Raw genomic sequence first — 16,982 nt, forward strand, 5'->3', positions numbered from 1 at the left:
GCGGTTGGGTGGTGGCGAGAGCGCCCCAATGTGGCGTTCGGTGCGGTGAGCGCAACGAACGCCACATTGGGGCGAGGCGTGGGGCGGGGGGGTCAGGCCGAGTAGGAGGCGGCCAGTTCCACCAAGGTGCGGGCGGCGAAGCCCGAAGCGCCGGGGACCACGTCGTCGTACGTTTTGTCGGCGCGGGCGGGGCCGGCGATGTCGAGGTGGGCCCAGGGCAGGCCGGCCGTGAACTCGCGGAGGAAGAGGGCGGCCATGATGCCGCCGGGGCCGCCGGGGGCCTGGCGGACGTCGCCGAGTTCGCCTTCGATGCCGGGGGCGTAGTCGTCGACCAGGGGCATGCGCCACCAGGACTCGCCGGCGCGGGTGCCGGCGGCCACGACGCGGGCGGCGAGGTCGTCGTCCGTCGAGAACAGGCCGCCGGTGCGCAGGCCCAGGGAGACCTTCATGGCGCCGGTCAGGGTGGCGGCGTCGATGACGGCGTCGGGCTTGTACGTCCGGATCCCGTAGGCGAGAGCGTCGGCCATGACCATGCGGCCCTCGGCGTCGGTGTTGCCGACCTCGGTGGTGCGGCCGCCGTAGTGGCGGACGATGTCGCCGGGGCGGTACGAACCACCGGAGACGTGGTTCTCGGCGGCGGGCACCAACGCCGTCACGCGCACGGCCAGACCCAGCGCGGCGATGGCGCGCACGGAGGCGATCACGGCCGCGCCGCCCGCCATGTCGGTGCGCATGAGGTGCATGCCGTCGGCAGGCTTGACCGACAGACCACCGGTGTCGAAGGTGATGCCCTTGCCCACGAACAGCAGGTGGGTCTTGGCGCCGCGCGGAGAATACGAGAGCTCGATCAAGCGCGGCGGGGCGTCCGAACCTCCCCCGACCGCGAGCACGCCGCCGAAGCCGTTGTCCGCGAGCCACTTCTCGTCGCGCACGTGCACGGTCACCGCGGCCGAGCCGACGACCTTCGCGGTGGTGTTCGCGAGCCACGCGGGGTTCTTGATGTTCGACGGTGCGTTGGCCAGGTCCCGCGTCAGCGCGGCGGCGGCCGCCAGCTCACGTACGCGGGCGACCTCGTCCGCGTACGCCGCGGCCGAAGGGCCCACCAGCCGGACGGTCTGCACCGCGGGCTTCGGGTCCTCTGTGGTCACCACGAACCGGTAGCCGCCCAGGAACAAGCCCATCGCGAGCTCGCCGACGTGCGCAGCGGTCACGTCCTCGGGCAGCCCCACCTGGACCGTCCGCGCCGGCTGGTCCACGGAGGACACCGCGCGCGCCAGCGCCGCCCCCGCGCGGCGGTAGTCGCGCGGCTCGCCCGCGCCGAGGCCGGCGACCCAGCGCACCGCGCCGTCGGCGGGGACTTCCTGCACGTCACCCGCCTTGCCGGTCGCTTTCACCCCGCCGAGTTCCACCTCCGCGGACGAAAGCGCCAGCACCACTTGCGGGGCACCGCGCCGGAACGCGTCGGCGACCTCGATCTCGGGCAGTTTGGTCGGGACAGGCGGTAGCGAGTTACGCACAGTGAGCAACCTTCGGGCGCAGATGAACCGCGACCCCGGCCTCCATGAGGAGACCGGGGTTCGGTGAGCGGATGGGGAGGGGAGCCGGAATCAGCCGGTGACCTCCTGAAGTGCTGCGCCGAGGTCCTTCGCTTCTTCCGCGGAGAGCTCGACGACGAGACGGCCGCCACCTTCCAATGGCACCCGCATCACGAGGCCCCGCCCCTCCTTGGTCACTTCGAGGGGACCATCTCCGGTCCGGGGCTTCATGGCCGCCATAGCGTGCTCCCTCCGTCTCAACCGGCGCGCCCGGGTCGCGCACTCCCATGCCAGCCGGGTCTTGACCCCCATTGTCCCTCATCAGCGGCCGGGCGCGAACGCGGACCGATCATTTGCCGCCGTATCGGTGCTGGTATGCGCCACGCGGGGCTGAAAGACTCGGCGGAGGACCCACGATTACGCCAAGAGGAGCACCACAGTGACCACACCCGACGTCCTCCTGACCGCCGACGCCGACGGCGTGCGCACCCTGACCCTGAACCGGCCGGAGGCGTACAACTCGCTGACCGTCGAGCTCAAGGAACGGCTGCTCGCCGAGCTGCGCGCCGCGGCCGACGACGCGGACGTGCGCGCGGTCGTGCTCACCGGCGCGGGCAAGGCGTTCTGCGCGGGCCAGGACCTGAAGGAACACGTCGGGCTGCTGCAGGCGAACGACCCGGCCCCGCTGCACACGGTGAGCGACCACTACAACCCGATCGTCAAGGCCATCGTGGACATGCCGAAGCCGGTCATCGCTGCGGTCAACGGCACGGCCGCCGGCGCGGGCGCCGCGTTCGCCTACGCGAGCGACCTGCGGATCGCCGCCGAGTCGTCGTCGTTCCTGATGGCGTTCGCGAACGTCGGGCTCGGCCCGGACTCCGGCGCGTCGTGGACGCTGCAGCGGCTCATCGGCCTCGGCCGTGCCGCCGAGCTGATGCTGCTGGCCCGCACCGTCGACTCCGCCGAGGCGCAGCGCATCGGCCTGGTCGGCGAGGTCGTGCCCGACGAGGAGCTCGCCGCGCGCGCCCAGGCCGTGGCCGCGAAGCTCGCCGCCGGCCCGACGGTGGCGTACTCGAAGATCAAGCACGTGCTCGCCGTCTCCGCGCAGTCCTCTCTGGACGAAGCGCTCGCGGCCGAGGACGAGGCCCAGACCGCGCTCGGCGCCACGGCCGACCACACCGAGGCCGTGGAGGCCTTCGTCGGCAAGCGCAAGCCGAACTTCCAGGGCAAGTAGTCCGCGTGGGTGTTCCGTCCGGCCGAAAACCGGACGGAACACTCACGAGCGTTCGGCCCGGAAGCAGCCCGACACGTGGTCGTCGACCATGCCGGTCGCCTGCATCAGCGCGTAGCACGTGGTGGGGCCGAGGAACGCGAAGCCGCGCCTCTTCAGCTCCTTCGCCATGGCCTTCGACTCGTCGGTCACGGCCGGCACGTCGGCCATCGTCCGCGGCCGCTTGTGCTTCGCCGGGGCGAACGACCACAGCAGCTCGTCGAGCGGCGAATCCAGGCCCGCGATCGCGCGCGCGTTGTTGATGGCCGCCAGGATCTTCGCGCGGTTGCGCACGATGCCGGCGTCGGCCATCAGGCGCTCGATGTCGGCGTCGCCGAAGCGCGCCACCTTCGCGGGCTGGAACTTGCGGAACGCTTTGCGGAAGTTCTCCCGTTTGCGCAGGATCGTGATCCACGAAAGTCCCGACTGGAACGACTCGAGGGTCAGCCGCTCGTACAGCGCGACCTCGCCGTGCAGCGGCGTGCCCCACTCCTCGTCGTGGTAGGCCGTGTAGTCCGGCGTCGAGTTTCCCCAGGAGCAGCGCTTGACGCCGTCCTGGCCCAGCAGCTCCGTCACCGCTCACCGACCGAATAGTCCTGCACGAACTTCGCGAACCTCTTCATCGAGTGGTGCACCCCCAGCGAGAACGCCGGGCGCACCGCGGGCCAGCCGAGGCGCCCGATCAGCCCGAACGGCAGGTCGAGGTGCTCGGCCCAGACGAACGTGGAACGCGTCGGCCCGTTGGCCACGACCTGGAACGCCGCCGTGCCGCGCACGAGGCTGCCGAGGTGGCGCATGGTCACCCGCAGCGGCGGCTCCCACGCGGTGACCTCCATGGTGTCGGTGAACCCGATGCCGGCGATCCCCGTGGTGGCCGCGATCTTCGAACCGACGCTGCGCCCATTGCCTTCGAGTACACGCACGGTCGTGCCGAGCACCCACTCGCTCTGGCGCGGCCAGTCGGTGAGCGCCAGCCACGTCGTGCCCGCCGGGGCCTCGACCTCGACGGACAGGATCAGGTCACTACTCACCCGCGGGCCTCGGCTCCGGCTGGGCCGCCTCGAGCTCCGCGACGCGGCCGCGCAGCTCGTCGAGCTCCACGCCGAGCCGGCGCATCACCCAGTCCACTTCGGACATCTTGTAGCCGCGCAGCACGAGCTGGTAGCGCACGTGACGCACGTCCTCGCCCGTGATGTCCTCGGCGGGCAGGCGCGTGGGCGAGCTGCCCGGCGGCAGCGGGGCCAGCTCCTCGCCCCGGCCGAACACCACGGCGGCGAGCAGGAACACCACGGCGGCCACCAGCAGCATGACTACGAGGTAGATCAGCGCGGTCGTCACGCCACGATCGTGGCACACCGGCCCCAGGAACGTCGCGCGAGCACGACCAGACGCACCGACAGCAGTACATACGCCACCATCAGCAACACACACGGAACGGACAGGAACAGCCGCGAGACGTCCACGAAACCGGTCGCCACCACGAGAGTCAGCACCGAAGCGAGGTTCACGCCGACCGCGCCGGCGATGAAGAACCCGCACGTGCGCGCCAGGCGGACGCCGTCGACGCGGCGGCTCAGCCAGCGCGCGCAGACCAGCGCGATGAGGCCCACGGCCGGGACCACGAACACCGCGCCGTGGGAGAAGTGCGTGGCCACGCGGTACCACTCGGGCGTCGGGGTCGACAGCCGCGTCCAGTCGCCGAAGGTGAGGATCCGGGCGAAGTCCCAGGAAAGCTGCATCGCGGGCACGCCGAGCACGAGCTTCCACAGCGTGCGCACGCCGCTGTGCATGGACAGCTCCGCCTGGTAGTCGTCGGCCACCACGTCGACGCCGCCGAAGTCGGCCACCGCGCGGCGCTCGGCCTCCTCGGCCGGCCAGCCGCCTTCCCGGTACGCGTCGGCGGCGTCGTGCAGGCCGTCACGGGCTTCGGCGAGCAGGTCGTCTTTCGTCGACCGGCAGCCGACGAGCCGCCGGTCGAGGTCGGTCAGATACCCCTCGATCGCATTCACGCGGACCTCCCCCGCCGTCATGCCTCCGCCCGCAGGACGCCGCCGATCACCGTGGTGAACTCCCGCCACTCGGCTCGTTCGGCGGCGAGCGCCTGCTGCCCGGAGCGGGTGAGCCGGTAGGTGCGGCGCTTGCGCCCCGACACCACGTCCCACTCGCTGGCCAGGTAGCCGGCCCGCTCCAGCCTGCGCAGCGCCGGGTACACGGTCCCGGTCGGCAGGTCGAGCGCGCCGTCACTCCGCAGCGAGAGCGCCTCGATGATCGCGTAACCGTGCAGCTTCCGGCCGTCGAGCACAGCCAGCAGCAGCGCGTCGAGGTGCCCGCGCAACGTGTCCGCCTTCATAGGTGGGCAGTCTACTCATGTCGTCCTCGGAAGCGTAATCCCCCGTTCCGCACCGGGGACCCGGGGAAAACCCTGAGATGACCCGGATCTCATAGATTTCTCTACTACATGTAGCCGCGCTACATATACACTCGCTCGCCATGGACCCCCTACCCATAGCGCGACTCCAGTTCGCGACCACGACGTCGTTCCACTTCTTGTTCGTGCTGCTCACGCTGGGTCTGGTGACCGTGACCGCGGTCATGCAGACACGCGCGACGATCAGCGGCACCCCGCAGATGCTCCGCATGACCCGGTTCTGGGGCCGGCTGTATGTGATCAATTACGCGCTGGGCATCGCAACCGGAATCGTGATGGAATTCCAGTTCGGGCTCACCTGGACCGGGCTCTCCGCATTCGCCGGCGACGTATTCGGCGCGCCGCTCGCGATCGAGACGCTGGTGGCGTTCTTCCTCGAGTCGACTTTCCTGGGGCTGTGGATCTTCGGCTGGGGCCGGCTCGGCAAGTGGCTGCACCTGGCGCTGATCTGGCTGGTCACGCTCACCGCATACGCGTCGGCCCTGTTCATCATGGTCGCCAACTCGTTCCTGCAGAACCCGGTCGGCAGCCACCTGCAGGGCGGCGTGCTGCGCCTCGACGACTTCGGCGCGCTGCTCACCAACCCCGCCCTCGTGGCCTCGCTGCCGCACGTCATCGGCGGCGCGCTGATGACCGGCGGCTTCTTCGTGACCGGCGTGAGCGCCTACCACTTCCTCAAGCGCACCGCGGAGGTCGACTTCTTCTCCCGGTCGATGCGGTTCGGCGTGGTCACGGCGCTGATCGGCAGCATCGTCACGATCAACCAGGGCTTCGAGCAGTTCGGCGAGCTCGCGAAGTACCAGCCGGACAAGCTCGGCGAGAGCGCCGTCGGGGTGCCGCTGGCGGCGATGATCGGGATCGGGTTCGTCGCGCTGCTGTGCTCGCTGGCCGGCACGATCCTGCTGATCCGCAACTGGCTGATGCGCGCGCGGTTCCTGCACTACCTGATGGTCCCGGCGATCGCGCTGCCGTTCGTGGCTGCGATCTGCGGCTGGCTCGTGCGGGAGATCGGCCGCCAGCCGTGGCTGATCTGGGGCAAGCTGCGCACGGCCGACGCGGTCGCCGCCGTGCCCGGCGGCCAGGTCTTGTTCTCCTTCATCGCGTTCGGCGTGTTGTTCGCGGCGCTCGCCGTGGCCGACTGGGTGCTGCTCTCGCGGATCGCGCGGCGCGGGCCGGAGCCGGAACAAGCGCCCGTCGAGCCCGAACTTCCCATACTGAGCGGAGTCTGACGATGACGACCATCTGGTGGGGTGTGCTCGGGCTGCTGCTCGGCGGGTACTTCGCGCTGGCCGGCTACGACTACGGCGTCGGCTTCCTGCTCCCCGGCCTCGGCCGCGACGAGGCGAAGCAACGGCGGGCGCTGGGTGCGCTCGGGCCGTTCTTCCTGGCCAACGAGGTGTGGCTGATCGCCGCCGTCGGGGTGCTGTTCGGTGTGTTCCCGCACCTGGAGGGCCGCGTGTTCGCCGGGGCGTACGTGCTGGTGGTGGCGCTGCTGCTCGGGCTCGTCACGTTCACCGCGTCGGTGCAGCTGCGCAGCCGCAGGCCCGACTCGCGCCGCGGGCCCTGGTCGTTCGGCATCACGGCGGGCGCGCTCGTGACCACGCTGGCGTGGGGCCTGTTCCTGGGCAACCTCGTGCTCGGCCTGCCGGTCGACGCCCGGGGCAACCCCGTCGACGACGTGCTCGCGCTCTTCGACCCGTATGCCGTGTTGTGGGGGCTCGGGTTCGTGGCGCTGTTCGGGCTGCAGGCGGCGGTGTTCCTCACCGTGCGCGGGCCGGCGGAGCTCACCGGCCGGGCCGCGCGGTTCGCGAAGACGTTCGCGACGCCGGTCGGCACGTTCCTCGTCGTGGCCACGGCGTGGGGCGCGCTGGCGGTGTCGGGGATCTCGTGGGCCGCGATCGTGGTGACAGCGGTGGCGTTCGCGGCGTTCGGGACCGTCCTGTTCGGACTGCGCGCCAAGCGGTACCGGCTCGCGCTGCCCGCGGCGATGCTGCTGTCGGCGACCCCGGCGCTGGTGGTGGGCGCGCTGCGGTTCCCGACGATCCTGGTGTCCACTTCGGACCCCGGGTACGCGCTGACCGTTTCCGACGCCTTCACCGCACCCGAGACGGCGGGGCTGCTCGCGTGGTTCGCGGTGCCCGTGCTGGTGGTGCTGGTGGTCGTGCAGTGGCTGACCTGGCGGGCGAACCGCGGGCCCGTCGACCGGCAGTCGTTGCTGCACTTCTAGAGGGGGACGAAATGCCGTCACTGCCCGGCTTGCGCCGGTACCTGATCCTGCTCGGAATCCTCGGCGCGTTGACCGCCGGCGTGGTCCTGCTCCAGGCCGAAGGCCTCGCGACGTTGCTCACCGGTCGCGGCCTGGGCGTCACGCTCCTCGCCGCTGTGGGCGCGCGCGTGCTGCTCACCCTGGGGCAAGGCGTCGTCACCGGCCGGTTCGCGGCCGACGCCCAGGCCGGACTTCGCCGACGGTTGCTCGGGTCGACGGCCGACGCCGGCGTGGTCACGACGCAGGTCACGAAGGGCGTCGACGCGACCACGGCGTACCTCACCGGCTACCTGCCGGCGCTCGTCGCGTCGGTGCTCGTGCCGGTCGCCGTGGTGGTGCGGCTGGTCACGACCGACCTCACGTCGGCGCTGATCGTGGTGGCCACGCTGCCGTTGATCCCGGTGTTCGCGGCGCTGGTCGGGGCTCGCGCGAAGGCGCGAACGGAACGGCAGTGGGCGCTGCTCACGCGGCTGGGCGGGCACTTCCTCGACGCCGTGCGCGGCCTGCCCACGTTGAAGCTCTTCGGCCGCGCCCGCGCGCAAGCCCAGCACGTGCGCGCGATGGCCGACGCCCACGCCGATGCGACGCTGGGCACGCTGCGCGTCGCGTTCCTGTCGTCGCTGGTCCTGGAACTCGTGGCCACGCTGTCGATCGCGCTCATCGCCGTGCCCATCGGGTTCCGCCTGCTGGAAGGCTCCCTCACCGCGCACACCGCCATGCTGGTGCTGGTGCTGGCGCCCGAGGCGTACCTGCCGCTGCGTGCGGCGGGCGCGAAGTTCCACGCGGCGGCCGAAGGCCTCACGGCGTTGCGCAAAGCGCTGGCCACTCCCCGGCCGGCCCGGCGCGGCGGCACGGTGACCCGGCCGGCGGGGCCGCCGGAGATCGAGCTCGCCGGTGTTTCCGTGCGCTACGGCGAGGTCGCCGCACTGTCCGAAGTGGACCTCGTGATCGGCCGCGGTGACCACGTCGCCGTCACCGGGCCGAGTGGTTCCGGGAAGTCGACGCTGCTGGCCGTGCTGCTCGGGTTCGTCACGCCGACGAGCGGGCGGGTGCTCGTGGACGGGGTCGACCTGCGGTCCCTCGACCACCCGGCCTGGCTGCGGGACACGGCCTGGCTACCGCAGCGGCCGACGTTGTTCAGCGGCACCGTCGCGGAGAACATCGCGCTGGGTTCCGGAGCCGACGTGCCCGCCGCAGCCCACGCTGCCGCGCTCGACGACGTGGTCGCCGAGCTGCCCGAGGGCTACGCGACGCGCATCGGCGAGCTGGGCGCGGGATTGTCGGCGGGGCAACGGCAACGCGTCGGCCTCGCCCGCGCGCTCGCCCGCACCGAAGCCGGGCTGGTGCTGCTCGACGAACCCACCGCCCGGCTCGACCGGCGCACCGAACAGGCGGTGCTCGACGGGACCCGGCAGCTGCTTCCCGGCCGCACGGCGTTGTTCGTCGCGCACCACCCCGCGTTGACCGCGATGGCCACGCGTGCCGTCCCGCTCGTGGGCGGCCGGATACCGATGGGGGTCCGATGAACGTCGCACGACTGCTCCGGGCCGCGTTGCTCGCGGCCGGGGCCGAGGTCTCCGGGCTCGCGCTGACCGGCACGGCGGCGTGGCTGCTCATGCGGGCGGCCGAGCGGCCGCCGCTCGCCGCGCTGACCGTCGCGATCGTGGCGGTGCGCGTGTTCGCGCTGGCCCGCGGTGGCTTGCGGTACGCGGAGCGCCTGGCCGGGCACGAGGTCGTGCTGCGCTACCTCGGCGCGCTGCGGGCCCGGGTGTACGCGGCGCTCGTGCCGCGGCGCGTCGCCGAACACTCCGGTGCCGACCTCGTGACGCGGCTGGTGTCCGATGTGGACGCGGTGCAGGACGCCGTGCTGCGCCTGGCGCTTCCGGCCGCGGTGGCGGGAAGCGTGGGCCTGGCGCTGGCCGCGGTCACGGCGTTCGTCAGCGTCCCGGCTGCCACGGTGCTCGTGGCCGGCCTGTTCGTCGCCGGTGGACTGCTGCCGTGGCTGGCCGCGCGGGTCACGGCGACGAGCCAGGCCCTCACCTCGCCTGCTCGGCAGGAGCTGGCCGAGCGCACGGTCGAGCTGGTCACCGGCCGCCACGAACTGGTGGCCTACGGCGCCGAACCCCAGGCCGTCGCGGCCGCCGGCACCGTGATCCAGGGGATCGCCGCGCGGGCCCGCAGCGTGTCGGCCCGGCTGTCGGCGCTGACCGCGGCCGGCGCCTTCATCCAGCTCGCGACGACCGCGGCCGTGGCTCTCCTGGCCGGCTCGAGCCTCCCGGTCACCGCCGCGTTGACCCTGGTTGTGCTGGCACTGTTCGAGATCGTCCTGCCCCTGACCGCCGCGGCCCAGCGCGCGCCGGAGCTGCGGACATCGCTGGGCCGCGTGCGCGAGCTGCTGGCGACCACTCCGCCGGAAACTCCCGAACACACCGGACCCGGTCACCTGAAGCTGGAGAACGTCACAGTCCACCACCCCGGCCGGCAACCCGCCCTCCAGGGCATCGACCTCGACCTCCCGCCGGGCACCCGGCTGGGCGTGCTCGGCCCGTCAGGCGCCGGCAAAACCACCCTGCTCCACGTCCTGCTCGGCCTGACCGCACCCACGTCCGGCCAGGCCACAGTGGACGGTCAGCCGATCCAGGGCCCCAGCCCCCGGGTGGTCTCCGGCGCCCTCGCCGACGCCCACGTCTTCGCCACCACCGTCCGCGAAAACCTCCTCGTCGCCGCGCCGGGAGCGACCGACGAAGACCTCCGCGCCGCCTGCGCCGTCACCGACCTCGACGTCGCCTGGGACCGCGACGCCACCACGCTGTCCGGCGGCCAGCGCCAGCGCCTGGTCCTCACCCGCGCCGTCCTCGCCGCTCCGCCGGTCCTCGTCCTCGACGAGCCGGTGGAGGGCCTCGACGAAACCCACGGCGACGAGGTCCTCGCCCGCGTCCTCGCGAACGCGAAGGGGACCGTCGTCCTCGTGACGCACCGCCCTGAGCACCTCGGAAGCTTCGACCGCGTGCTCAGCCTCGAGGACGGACGGCCCGCACCTGCGCCATCGGTGGCCGGTCCAGCACCGGGATCTCGCTGACGTCGGGCAGCCACTCCCCCGACACCTGCACGAACTGCGTCAGCCGCGCGTCGGCGTCGGTCGGCACGCCGCAGCGCGCCAGGGCCGTGCCGAGGATCTGCCGAGCCATCACGCCCAGCTGCAGCAGCGAGCGGTTGCGGTGCTTGCGGACGCCGAGGTTGACCTGGGCGAGCCCGTCGAGGCCGTAGCGCTCCTCGGCGTCCAGCAGCAGGCCGATCTCCACGCCGTAGCCGCCGGCGAAGGGCACGGACTCGAAGAACTCGCGCGTGCCCGCGTACTCGCCGCCGAGCGGCTGCACGAGCTCGCCCAGCGCCGGGCGCAGCGCGGACAGCACGGGCCGGGCGAGCAGCTCCGTGACGCGGCCGCCGCCGGTGCTCTCCAGCCGCAGCGGACGCCGGTAGAAGCCCTTGACCAGGTGCACGCCGGGTTCGGTCAGCAGCGGCCCCAGCAGCGCCGGCACGAACGCCGGGTCCGGGTCCACGAGGTCCGAGTCCAGGAAGACCACGAGGTCGCCGGTCGTCGCGGCCAGCGAACGCCACAGCACCTCGCCCTTGCCGGAGCGCGGCGGGAGGTCGGGCAGCACGTCCTCGCGGCGCACGACGCGGGCTCCGGCGGCGGCAGCGACCTCGACGGTGGCGTCGGTGGAGCCCGAGTCGACCACTACCAGCTCGTCGACCACGGTGCCGAGCAGCGGCCGCACCGACGCGACGACGTCACCGACCGTTCGCTCCTCGTCCAGGGCCGGAAGCACCACCGAAACCGTGCGGTCACGCTTGGCCGCCAGGATGTCGGCGGGCGTCCACGCGGGTTCCTGCCAGGTGCGACGTTCGAACCAGCTCATCGGCCGATCGTGCCATGCTGGTGCCACCGACCTGTCCGCCGGAGGGAGACCCCTTGCTGCCCCTGCTCGTCCGTTTCGTGCTCGGCCCACTGGTCCGCGCGATCTACCGCCCCGAGGTCGAGGGCGTGGAGAACGTGCCGGCCGACGGACCGGTGCTGCTCGCGGCCAACCACCGCGCGGCACTGGACACCGGCGTGATCACCTTCACCACGCCGCGCAAGGTGCGCTTCCTCAGCAAGGCCGAGTACTTCACCGGCACGGGCCTGAAGGGCCGCTTCATCGCCAGCTCACTCGACGCGCTGGGCTACATCCCCGTCGAGCGCGGCAGCGCATCCGCCGGCCTCGCCGCGCTGGAAGCCGGCCGCCGCGTGCTCGAAGACGGCGGCGTGTTCGCCATCTACCCCGAGGGCACCCGCTCGCTCGACGGCCGCCTGCACCGCGGCCACACGGGCGTCGCGACGCTCGCGCTGTCCACCGGCGCGAAGGTCGTGCCCGTCGCGCTGTGGGGCACCGAAGGCATCCAGCCGAACGGCTCGAAGATCCCGCATGTGTGCAAGATCAAGATCAAGTTCGGCGCCCCGCTCGACTTCTCGCGCTACGAGGGCCAGGACTCGTCGTCGGCCATCCGCCGCTCCGTGACCGACGAGGTCATGTACTCGATCCTCGAGATCTCGGGCCAGGAGTACGTGGACACCTATCACAAACGCCCGAGCGAGGGCGCCGCCTGAGTGGTCAGTTCCACTTCGGGGGCGCCGACGGCGTGTAGTCCGCGAACCGGTCCAGCAGCGCCGACGCGTCGGAGTCGACCAGCACCAGGTCGCGGTAGTCGGCGCTCAGGAACCCTTCGGTGACCATGTGGTCGGAGAAGATCACGAGCGGGCTGTAGTAACCGCCGACGTCGACCAGGCCGATGGGCTTCGCGTGCAGGCCGAGCTGGGCCCAGGTCCACACCTCGAACAGCTCCTCCAACGTCCCGGCGCCGCCGGGCAGCGCGAGGAACCCGTCGGACAAGGCGGCCATCTTGGCCTTGCGCTGGTGCATGTCGGGGACCACGTGCAGCTCGGTGAGGCCCGCGTGCGCGACCTCGACGCTGGACAGCGCCTCGGGGATCACGCCGATCACCTCACCGCCCGCGGCCAGCGCGGCGTCGGCGACCACGCCCATGGTGCCGACGCTCGCACCGCCGTACACGAGGCCGATACCGCGCTGGGCCAGCAGCTTGCCCAGTTCGGCGGCGGCCTCCGCGTACGCCGGGGAGAAGCCCATCGAGGACCCGCAGAAGACGCAGACCCGGCGCAACGAACTCATCAGTGGGTGTCCTCCCAGGCCTGGTACGACTCCTCGACCACGCGCACGGCGTCGTCGATGTCGTCGGTGAGGTGCAGCAGGTCGAGATCCTTCTCGCTGATCTTGCCACCGTCGAGCACCGACTTCGAGATCCAGTCGTAGAGCCCGCCCCAGTACTCGGTGCCGAACAGCACCACCGGGAACTTCGTCACCTTCTTGGTCTGGACCAGCACCAGCGCCTCGAACAGCTCGTCGAGCGTGCCGAAGCCACCGGGCAGGCAGATGAAGGCCTGCGAATACTTGATGAACATCGTCTTGCGCGCGAAGAAGTAGCGGAAGTTCACGCCCAGGTCGACCCACGGGTTCAGGCCCTGCTCGAACGGCAGCTCGATCCCGAGACCCACGGAGAAGCCGCCGGCCTCGTTCGCGCCGCGGTTCACGGCCTCCATCGCGCCCGGCCCGCCCCCGGTGATCACGGCGAAGCCGGCTTCGGCGAGCGCACCGCCGATCTTGCGGCCCAGGTCGTACTCGGGGTCGTCGCGCTTGGTCCGGGCGGAGCCGAACACGGTCACCGCGCGCGGCACCTCCGCGAGTGCGCCGAAGCCCTCCACGAACTCGGCCTGGATGCGCAGCACCCGCCACGGGTCGGTGTGCACCCAGTCACTCGGGCCGCGGGCGTCCAGGAGCCGCTGGTCGGTGGTGCTGCCCTGGTCACGACGGTCGCGCCGAAGCACGACCGGGCCCTTGTGGCGCTCCACCGGGCGCTCGGGGTACTGGCCGTCCGGAAACTCAGACTGTTCACTCACCAACCCAGCCTACGGGCCGTCCCGCCAGGCAGAACCCCAGCGTCGCCACCATCGGGCGACGCCGGTGACGGCGAGGTGAACGGTCCCTTGTGGACCACCGGTCCACACCTACCAACGGCCGGTTCACGGCAAGTCCCGACGAAAGTAGCGCCGCGTACTGCGGGCCGGCAAACGCCCTGATATTCAAGGGTTTTTCGCGGTTGATTAATGCCCAGGTAATGCTTTCCTGGTCCGTTCGGAGCATTGACCAGCCCTGTGACGACTCCTTTACTCACGGTGATCATCCCCGTCCCCGAAGGGAACCCGATGACCGGCAGAAGAGGGATCACCGCAGGCCTGGCCACCGCCGGGCTGGCCCTGTCCGCGCTCACCATTCCGGCGGCGCCCGCGTCGGCCGCACCCCCACCGGCCGACCCCCTGGCCCTGGCGGCGACCGCGTCCGACCAGGCCACGAGCCTGTCCGCGCTGCGTTCGAGCGCCGACGAAGCGTTCCACCGCGTCGGCACCACCACCGGCGAGGGCGGGCTCTACTACAGCGCGTACGAACGCACCTACCGCGGGCTGCGCGTGGTGGGCGGTGACGCCGTGGTCGTCGCCGACGGCACCGGGCGGATCCGCGACACGACCGCGGCCGACACGGCACCGCTGTCGGTCCCGACGACCGCGACGCTCGACGCCGCGCGCGCCGCCGGCACCGCGCGCAAGCAACTGCCCACTGTGGACGGTGTGGCCAAGCCGGACCTCGTCGTCCTCGCCGGGAAGCAGCCGAAGCTCGCCTACGAGGTCGTGGTCACCGGCCGCACCGCGAAGGCGCCGAGCAGCCTGCACGTGTTCGTCGACGCCGCCACCGGGGCCGTGCTCGACCAGCGCGACGACTGGAAGTCGGAGGCGGGTGACCGGGAAGAGGGCACCACGGCGGCGGCACCGCTCGCCGCGGCCGGCAACAGCTTCTACGCCGGCAACGTCAGCATCGACACCACGGGCTCCGGCTCGTCGTTCTCGATGCGCGACCCCGGCCGGCCCGGCATCAGCTGCGGGCGTGAGGGCGGCTCGGTGTTCACCGGCCCCGACGACAGCTGGGGCAACGGCAGCGGCACCGATCTCGAAACCGCGTGCGTCGACGTGCTCTACAGCGTGCAGACCGAGTGGACCATGCTGCACGACTGGCTCGGTCGCGACGGCATCAACGGCACCGGCGGCGGCTACCCGGCCTCGGTCGGGCTCGACGACGTGAACGCCGGCTGGGACGGGCGCTCCACGCACTTCGGGCACTCGTCGGACAACCAGCGCCAGGCCACGTCGATGGACGTCGTCGGGCACGAGTTCGGCCACGGCATCTTCCAGACGACCCCGGGCGGCGCCGGCGGCAGCACCGAGAACGGCGGCCTGAACGAGTCGACCGGCGACATCTTCGGCGCGCTCACCGAGGCGTACGCGAACAACCCGAAGGACCGGCCCGACTACGAGGTGGGCGAGGGCGTGAACCTCGACGGCCAGGGCCCGATCCGCTACATGTACAACCCGTCGCTGGTGCGCGACCCCAACTGCTACTCGACGTCGCTGCCGCCCGAGGTGCACGCCGCCGCGGGACCGCAGAACCACTGGTTCTACCTGCTGGCCGAGGGGTCCGCGCCGGTCGGCAAGCCGGCGAGCCCGACGTGCAACGGCACCGCCGTGACCGGCCTCGGCATCCAGAAGGCCGGCAAGATCTTCTACAACGCGCTGCTGAAGAAGACCTCGTCGTGGAACCACCGCGCCGCCCGCAAGGCGACGCTGGAGACGGCCCTCGCGCTGTACCCGGACAGCTGCACGGAGTTCAACACCGTGAAGGCGGCGTGGGACGCGGTGAGCGTGCCCGCGGCGACCGGCGAGCCGACGAGCTGCGGCACGACCACCCCGCCGGCCGACTGCGCCGCGGTCTCCAACGGCACCGACGTCGCGATCCCCGACGCCGGGGCGACCGTGGCCAGCAGCGTCACCGTGGCGGGTTGCAGCCGCAACGCGTCGGCGACGACGCGCGTCGAGGTGCACATCGTGCACACCTACGTCGGCGACCTCGTGCTCGACCTCGTCGCGCCCGACGGCACCGCGTACCGGCTGAAGAACTCCGGCAACGACTCCACCGACAACATCGACACCACCTACACCGTGAACGCGGCCGCCGAAGCCGCCAACGGCACCTGGCAGCTGCGCACCCGCGACGTCGCCCGCGTCGACACCGGCCGGATCGACTCCTGGACGCTGACCGTCTAGCCCGCCCGGAGGCCGTCGCTCCCCGGGGCGGCGGCCTCCCTCCTGGAAGGGGAAACCCTTGTTGTGGAAGAAGAAAACCATCGCCGGCCTGGCGACACTGGCGTTCGCGGTGGGCTCGCTCGCGCAGCCGTCCGTCGCGGCGGCCGCGGTGGCGCCCGACATCTCCCTCGCCGACATCAAGACCCACCTCGGCCGGCTGGAGACCATCGCCCGCCAGAACGGCGGCAACCGCTCGGCCGGCGGTGGCTACGCGGCCTCGGTGTCCTATGTGGAGGGCGAGCTGCGCGCCGCCGGCTACACCGTGATGCGCCAGACGTGCACGAGCTGCGCCGGACGCACGCAGAACCTCGTCGCGGAGTGGCCGAAGGGCGACGCGAACCGCGTGCTCATGCTGGGCGCGCACCTCGACAGCGTCAGCGCCGGGCCGGGCATCAACGACAACGGCTCCGGCAGCGCGTCGATCCTCGAGGTCGCGCTGACGCTGGCGCGGACCGACCCGGCGATGGCCCAGCGCGTGCGGTTCGCCTGGTGGGCCGACGAAGAGTCGGGCATGCGCGGCTCGAAGTTCTACGTGAACAGTCTCTCGGCGGCCGAGCGCGCGAAGATCACCGCGTACCTCAACTTCGACATGATCGGCTCGAAGAACTGGGGCTACTTCGTCTACGACGACGTCGCTTCGATCAAGAACGTGTTCGACAGGTACTTCGCGTCCGTCGGGATCCAGACCGAAGGCGACCGCGAGGGCGACGGGCGCTCGGACCACGCTTCGTTCAAGAGCGCGGGCATCCCCGTCGGCGGCCTGGCCACCGGTGCGGGTGACGTGAAGACCGCCGCGCAGCAACGCAAGTGGGGCGGGACGGCGGGGGCGGCGTTCGACAACTGCTACCACCGCGCGTGCGACACCGTCGCGAACATCCCGGACGCGCCGCTGGAGCGCAACAGCGACGCGATCGGGTACGCGGTCTGGCAGCTGGCGACCACGTGACCACGAGGCCGGGTCGGCGGCGCGGCGTCACCGACCCGGCCCGCTGAAGAAGAACGTCCGTGCCCACCATGCTTGTCCGGATCGCTTGTCCGGATCACCGCGGCCGCCGCGCTGGCCGCGGTCAGCGACACGAACCGGTACCGGGTCTCGTTCACCGCGTTGCTCATGCCTGAGCAGCCAGGCTTCGCGGAATGGCGGCCGGGGCATCGTGACCGAGTTCGACCACCGGGGC

At 71.8% G+C, this 16,982-nt stretch carries 18 protein-coding genes; 8 read left to right on the forward strand and 10 right to left on the reverse strand.

The window, feature by feature from the left end:
* Positions 1-92: 92 nt before the first annotated feature.
* Together AB0K15_RS21455 and AB0K15_RS21460 are read right to left on the reverse strand one after the other, a co-directional pair.
* Complete coding sequence (locus tag AB0K15_RS21455) at positions 93-1,517, reverse strand: leucyl aminopeptidase family protein (RefSeq protein ID WP_364052997.1); 1,425 nt, start codon at positions 1,515-1,517, stop codon at positions 93-95.
* Between the two features lie 90 nt (positions 1,518-1,607).
* Positions 1,608-1,775 carry a DUF3117 domain-containing protein gene (locus tag AB0K15_RS21460; RefSeq protein WP_005155393.1) on the reverse strand — a complete coding sequence of 56 codons (168 nt, stop codon included), beginning with the start codon at positions 1,773-1,775 and terminating at the stop codon, positions 1,608-1,610.
* Between the two features lie 199 nt (positions 1,776-1,974).
* On the opposite strand from AB0K15_RS21460, the gene AB0K15_RS21465 reads away from it, so the two are divergent.
* Positions 1,975-2,769: an enoyl-CoA hydratase-related protein gene (locus AB0K15_RS21465; RefSeq protein ID WP_364053000.1), complete on the forward strand. Its 795-nt coding sequence runs from the start codon at positions 1,975-1,977 to the stop codon at positions 2,767-2,769.
* A gap of 42 nt (positions 2,770-2,811) precedes the next feature.
* On the opposite strand, the gene AB0K15_RS21470 is transcribed toward AB0K15_RS21465, so the two are convergent.
* Genes AB0K15_RS21470 through AB0K15_RS21490 form a run of 5 tightly spaced genes read right to left on the reverse strand, consistent with a single transcriptional unit; the run spans position 2,812 to position 5,155 of the window.
* Positions 2,812-3,381 carry a DNA-3-methyladenine glycosylase I gene (locus tag AB0K15_RS21470; protein WP_364053003.1) on the reverse strand — a complete coding sequence of 190 codons (570 nt, stop codon included), beginning with the start codon at positions 3,379-3,381 and terminating at the stop codon, positions 2,812-2,814.
* Entirely contained in the window at positions 3,378-3,836 is a 459-nt protein-coding gene (locus AB0K15_RS21475; RefSeq protein WP_364053006.1) for an SRPBCC family protein, read from the reverse strand. Before AB0K15_RS21475 ends, AB0K15_RS21470 begins: the two co-directional genes overlap by 4 nt.
* Positions 3,829-4,143 (reverse strand): DivIVA domain-containing protein, encoded by a 315-nt coding sequence (locus AB0K15_RS21480; RefSeq protein ID WP_360603028.1) that lies wholly within the window; start codon positions 4,141-4,143, stop codon positions 3,829-3,831. Before AB0K15_RS21480 ends, AB0K15_RS21475 begins: the two co-directional genes overlap by 8 nt.
* Complete coding sequence (locus AB0K15_RS21485) at positions 4,140-4,814, reverse strand: permease prefix domain 1-containing protein (RefSeq protein WP_360603030.1); 675 nt, start codon at positions 4,812-4,814, stop codon at positions 4,140-4,142. Before AB0K15_RS21485 ends, AB0K15_RS21480 begins: the two co-directional genes overlap by 4 nt.
* A gap of 17 nt (positions 4,815-4,831) precedes the next feature.
* A complete protein-coding gene (locus AB0K15_RS21490; RefSeq protein WP_220246405.1) occupies positions 4,832-5,155 on the reverse strand; it encodes a helix-turn-helix transcriptional regulator in 324 nt (107 codons plus the stop codon).
* Between the two features lie 140 nt (positions 5,156-5,295).
* Between AB0K15_RS21490 and AB0K15_RS21495 the strand changes: the two genes are divergently transcribed.
* From AB0K15_RS21495 to cydC, 4 genes are read left to right on the forward strand one after another with little or no spacing between them, the layout of a single operon-like run.
* The gene (locus AB0K15_RS21495; RefSeq protein ID WP_364053011.1) at positions 5,296-6,462 is read left to right on the forward strand and encodes a cytochrome ubiquinol oxidase subunit I; all 1,167 of its coding nucleotides are present in this window, start codon (positions 5,296-5,298) and stop codon (positions 6,460-6,462) included.
* Positions 6,463-6,464: 2 nt separating this feature from the next.
* Positions 6,465-7,460: a cytochrome d ubiquinol oxidase subunit II gene (locus tag AB0K15_RS21500; protein ID WP_364053014.1), complete on the forward strand. Its 996-nt coding sequence runs from the start codon at positions 6,465-6,467 to the stop codon at positions 7,458-7,460.
* A gap of 11 nt (positions 7,461-7,471) precedes the next feature.
* On the forward strand, positions 7,472-9,025 hold the full coding sequence (gene cydD, locus AB0K15_RS21505) for a thiol reductant ABC exporter subunit CydD (RefSeq protein WP_364053017.1): 1,554 nt from the start codon (positions 7,472-7,474) through the stop codon (positions 9,023-9,025).
* Positions 9,022-10,578: a thiol reductant ABC exporter subunit CydC gene (gene cydC / locus AB0K15_RS21510; RefSeq protein ID WP_364053020.1), complete on the forward strand. Its 1,557-nt coding sequence runs from the start codon at positions 9,022-9,024 to the stop codon at positions 10,576-10,578. The genes cydD and cydC overlap by 4 nt, the downstream gene beginning before the upstream one ends.
* Here cydC and AB0K15_RS21515 read toward each other — a convergent pair.
* On the reverse strand, positions 10,511-11,419 hold the full coding sequence (locus tag AB0K15_RS21515) for a glucosyl-3-phosphoglycerate synthase (protein ID WP_364053023.1): 909 nt from the start codon (positions 11,417-11,419) through the stop codon (positions 10,511-10,513). The two genes, cydC and AB0K15_RS21515, sit on opposite strands and share 68 nt — an antisense overlap.
* Before the next feature lie 53 nt (positions 11,420-11,472).
* On the opposite strand from AB0K15_RS21515, the gene AB0K15_RS21520 reads away from it, so the two are divergent.
* Entirely contained in the window at positions 11,473-12,147 is a 675-nt protein-coding gene (locus tag AB0K15_RS21520; protein WP_364053026.1) for a lysophospholipid acyltransferase family protein, read from the forward strand.
* A gap of 4 nt (positions 12,148-12,151) precedes the next feature.
* On the opposite strand, the gene AB0K15_RS21525 is transcribed toward AB0K15_RS21520, so the two are convergent.
* The gene (locus AB0K15_RS21525; protein WP_364053029.1) at positions 12,152-12,727 is read right to left on the reverse strand and encodes a TIGR00730 family Rossman fold protein; all 576 of its coding nucleotides are present in this window, start codon (positions 12,725-12,727) and stop codon (positions 12,152-12,154) included.
* Entirely contained in the window at positions 12,727-13,512 is a 786-nt protein-coding gene (locus AB0K15_RS21530) for a TIGR00730 family Rossman fold protein (RefSeq protein ID WP_354871266.1), read from the reverse strand. The genes AB0K15_RS21525 and AB0K15_RS21530 overlap by 1 nt, the downstream gene beginning before the upstream one ends.
* Positions 13,513-13,818: 306 nt before the next feature.
* Here AB0K15_RS21530 and AB0K15_RS21535 point away from each other — a divergent pair, with 306 nt between their 5' ends.
* On the forward strand, positions 13,819-15,765 hold the full coding sequence (locus AB0K15_RS21535; protein ID WP_364053032.1) for a M4 family metallopeptidase: 1,947 nt from the start codon (positions 13,819-13,821) through the stop codon (positions 15,763-15,765).
* A gap of 58 nt (positions 15,766-15,823) precedes the next feature.
* A complete protein-coding gene (locus AB0K15_RS21540; RefSeq protein ID WP_364053035.1) occupies positions 15,824-16,750 on the forward strand; it encodes a M28 family metallopeptidase in 927 nt (308 codons plus the stop codon).
* The last annotated feature ends 232 nt before the right edge of the window (positions 16,751-16,982 follow it).

Origin of the sequence: Amycolatopsis sp. NPDC049253, assembly GCF_040678995.1 — a bacterium.
In the GTDB taxonomy this organism is placed as follows: Bacteria; Actinomycetota; Actinomycetes; order Mycobacteriales; family Pseudonocardiaceae; genus Amycolatopsis.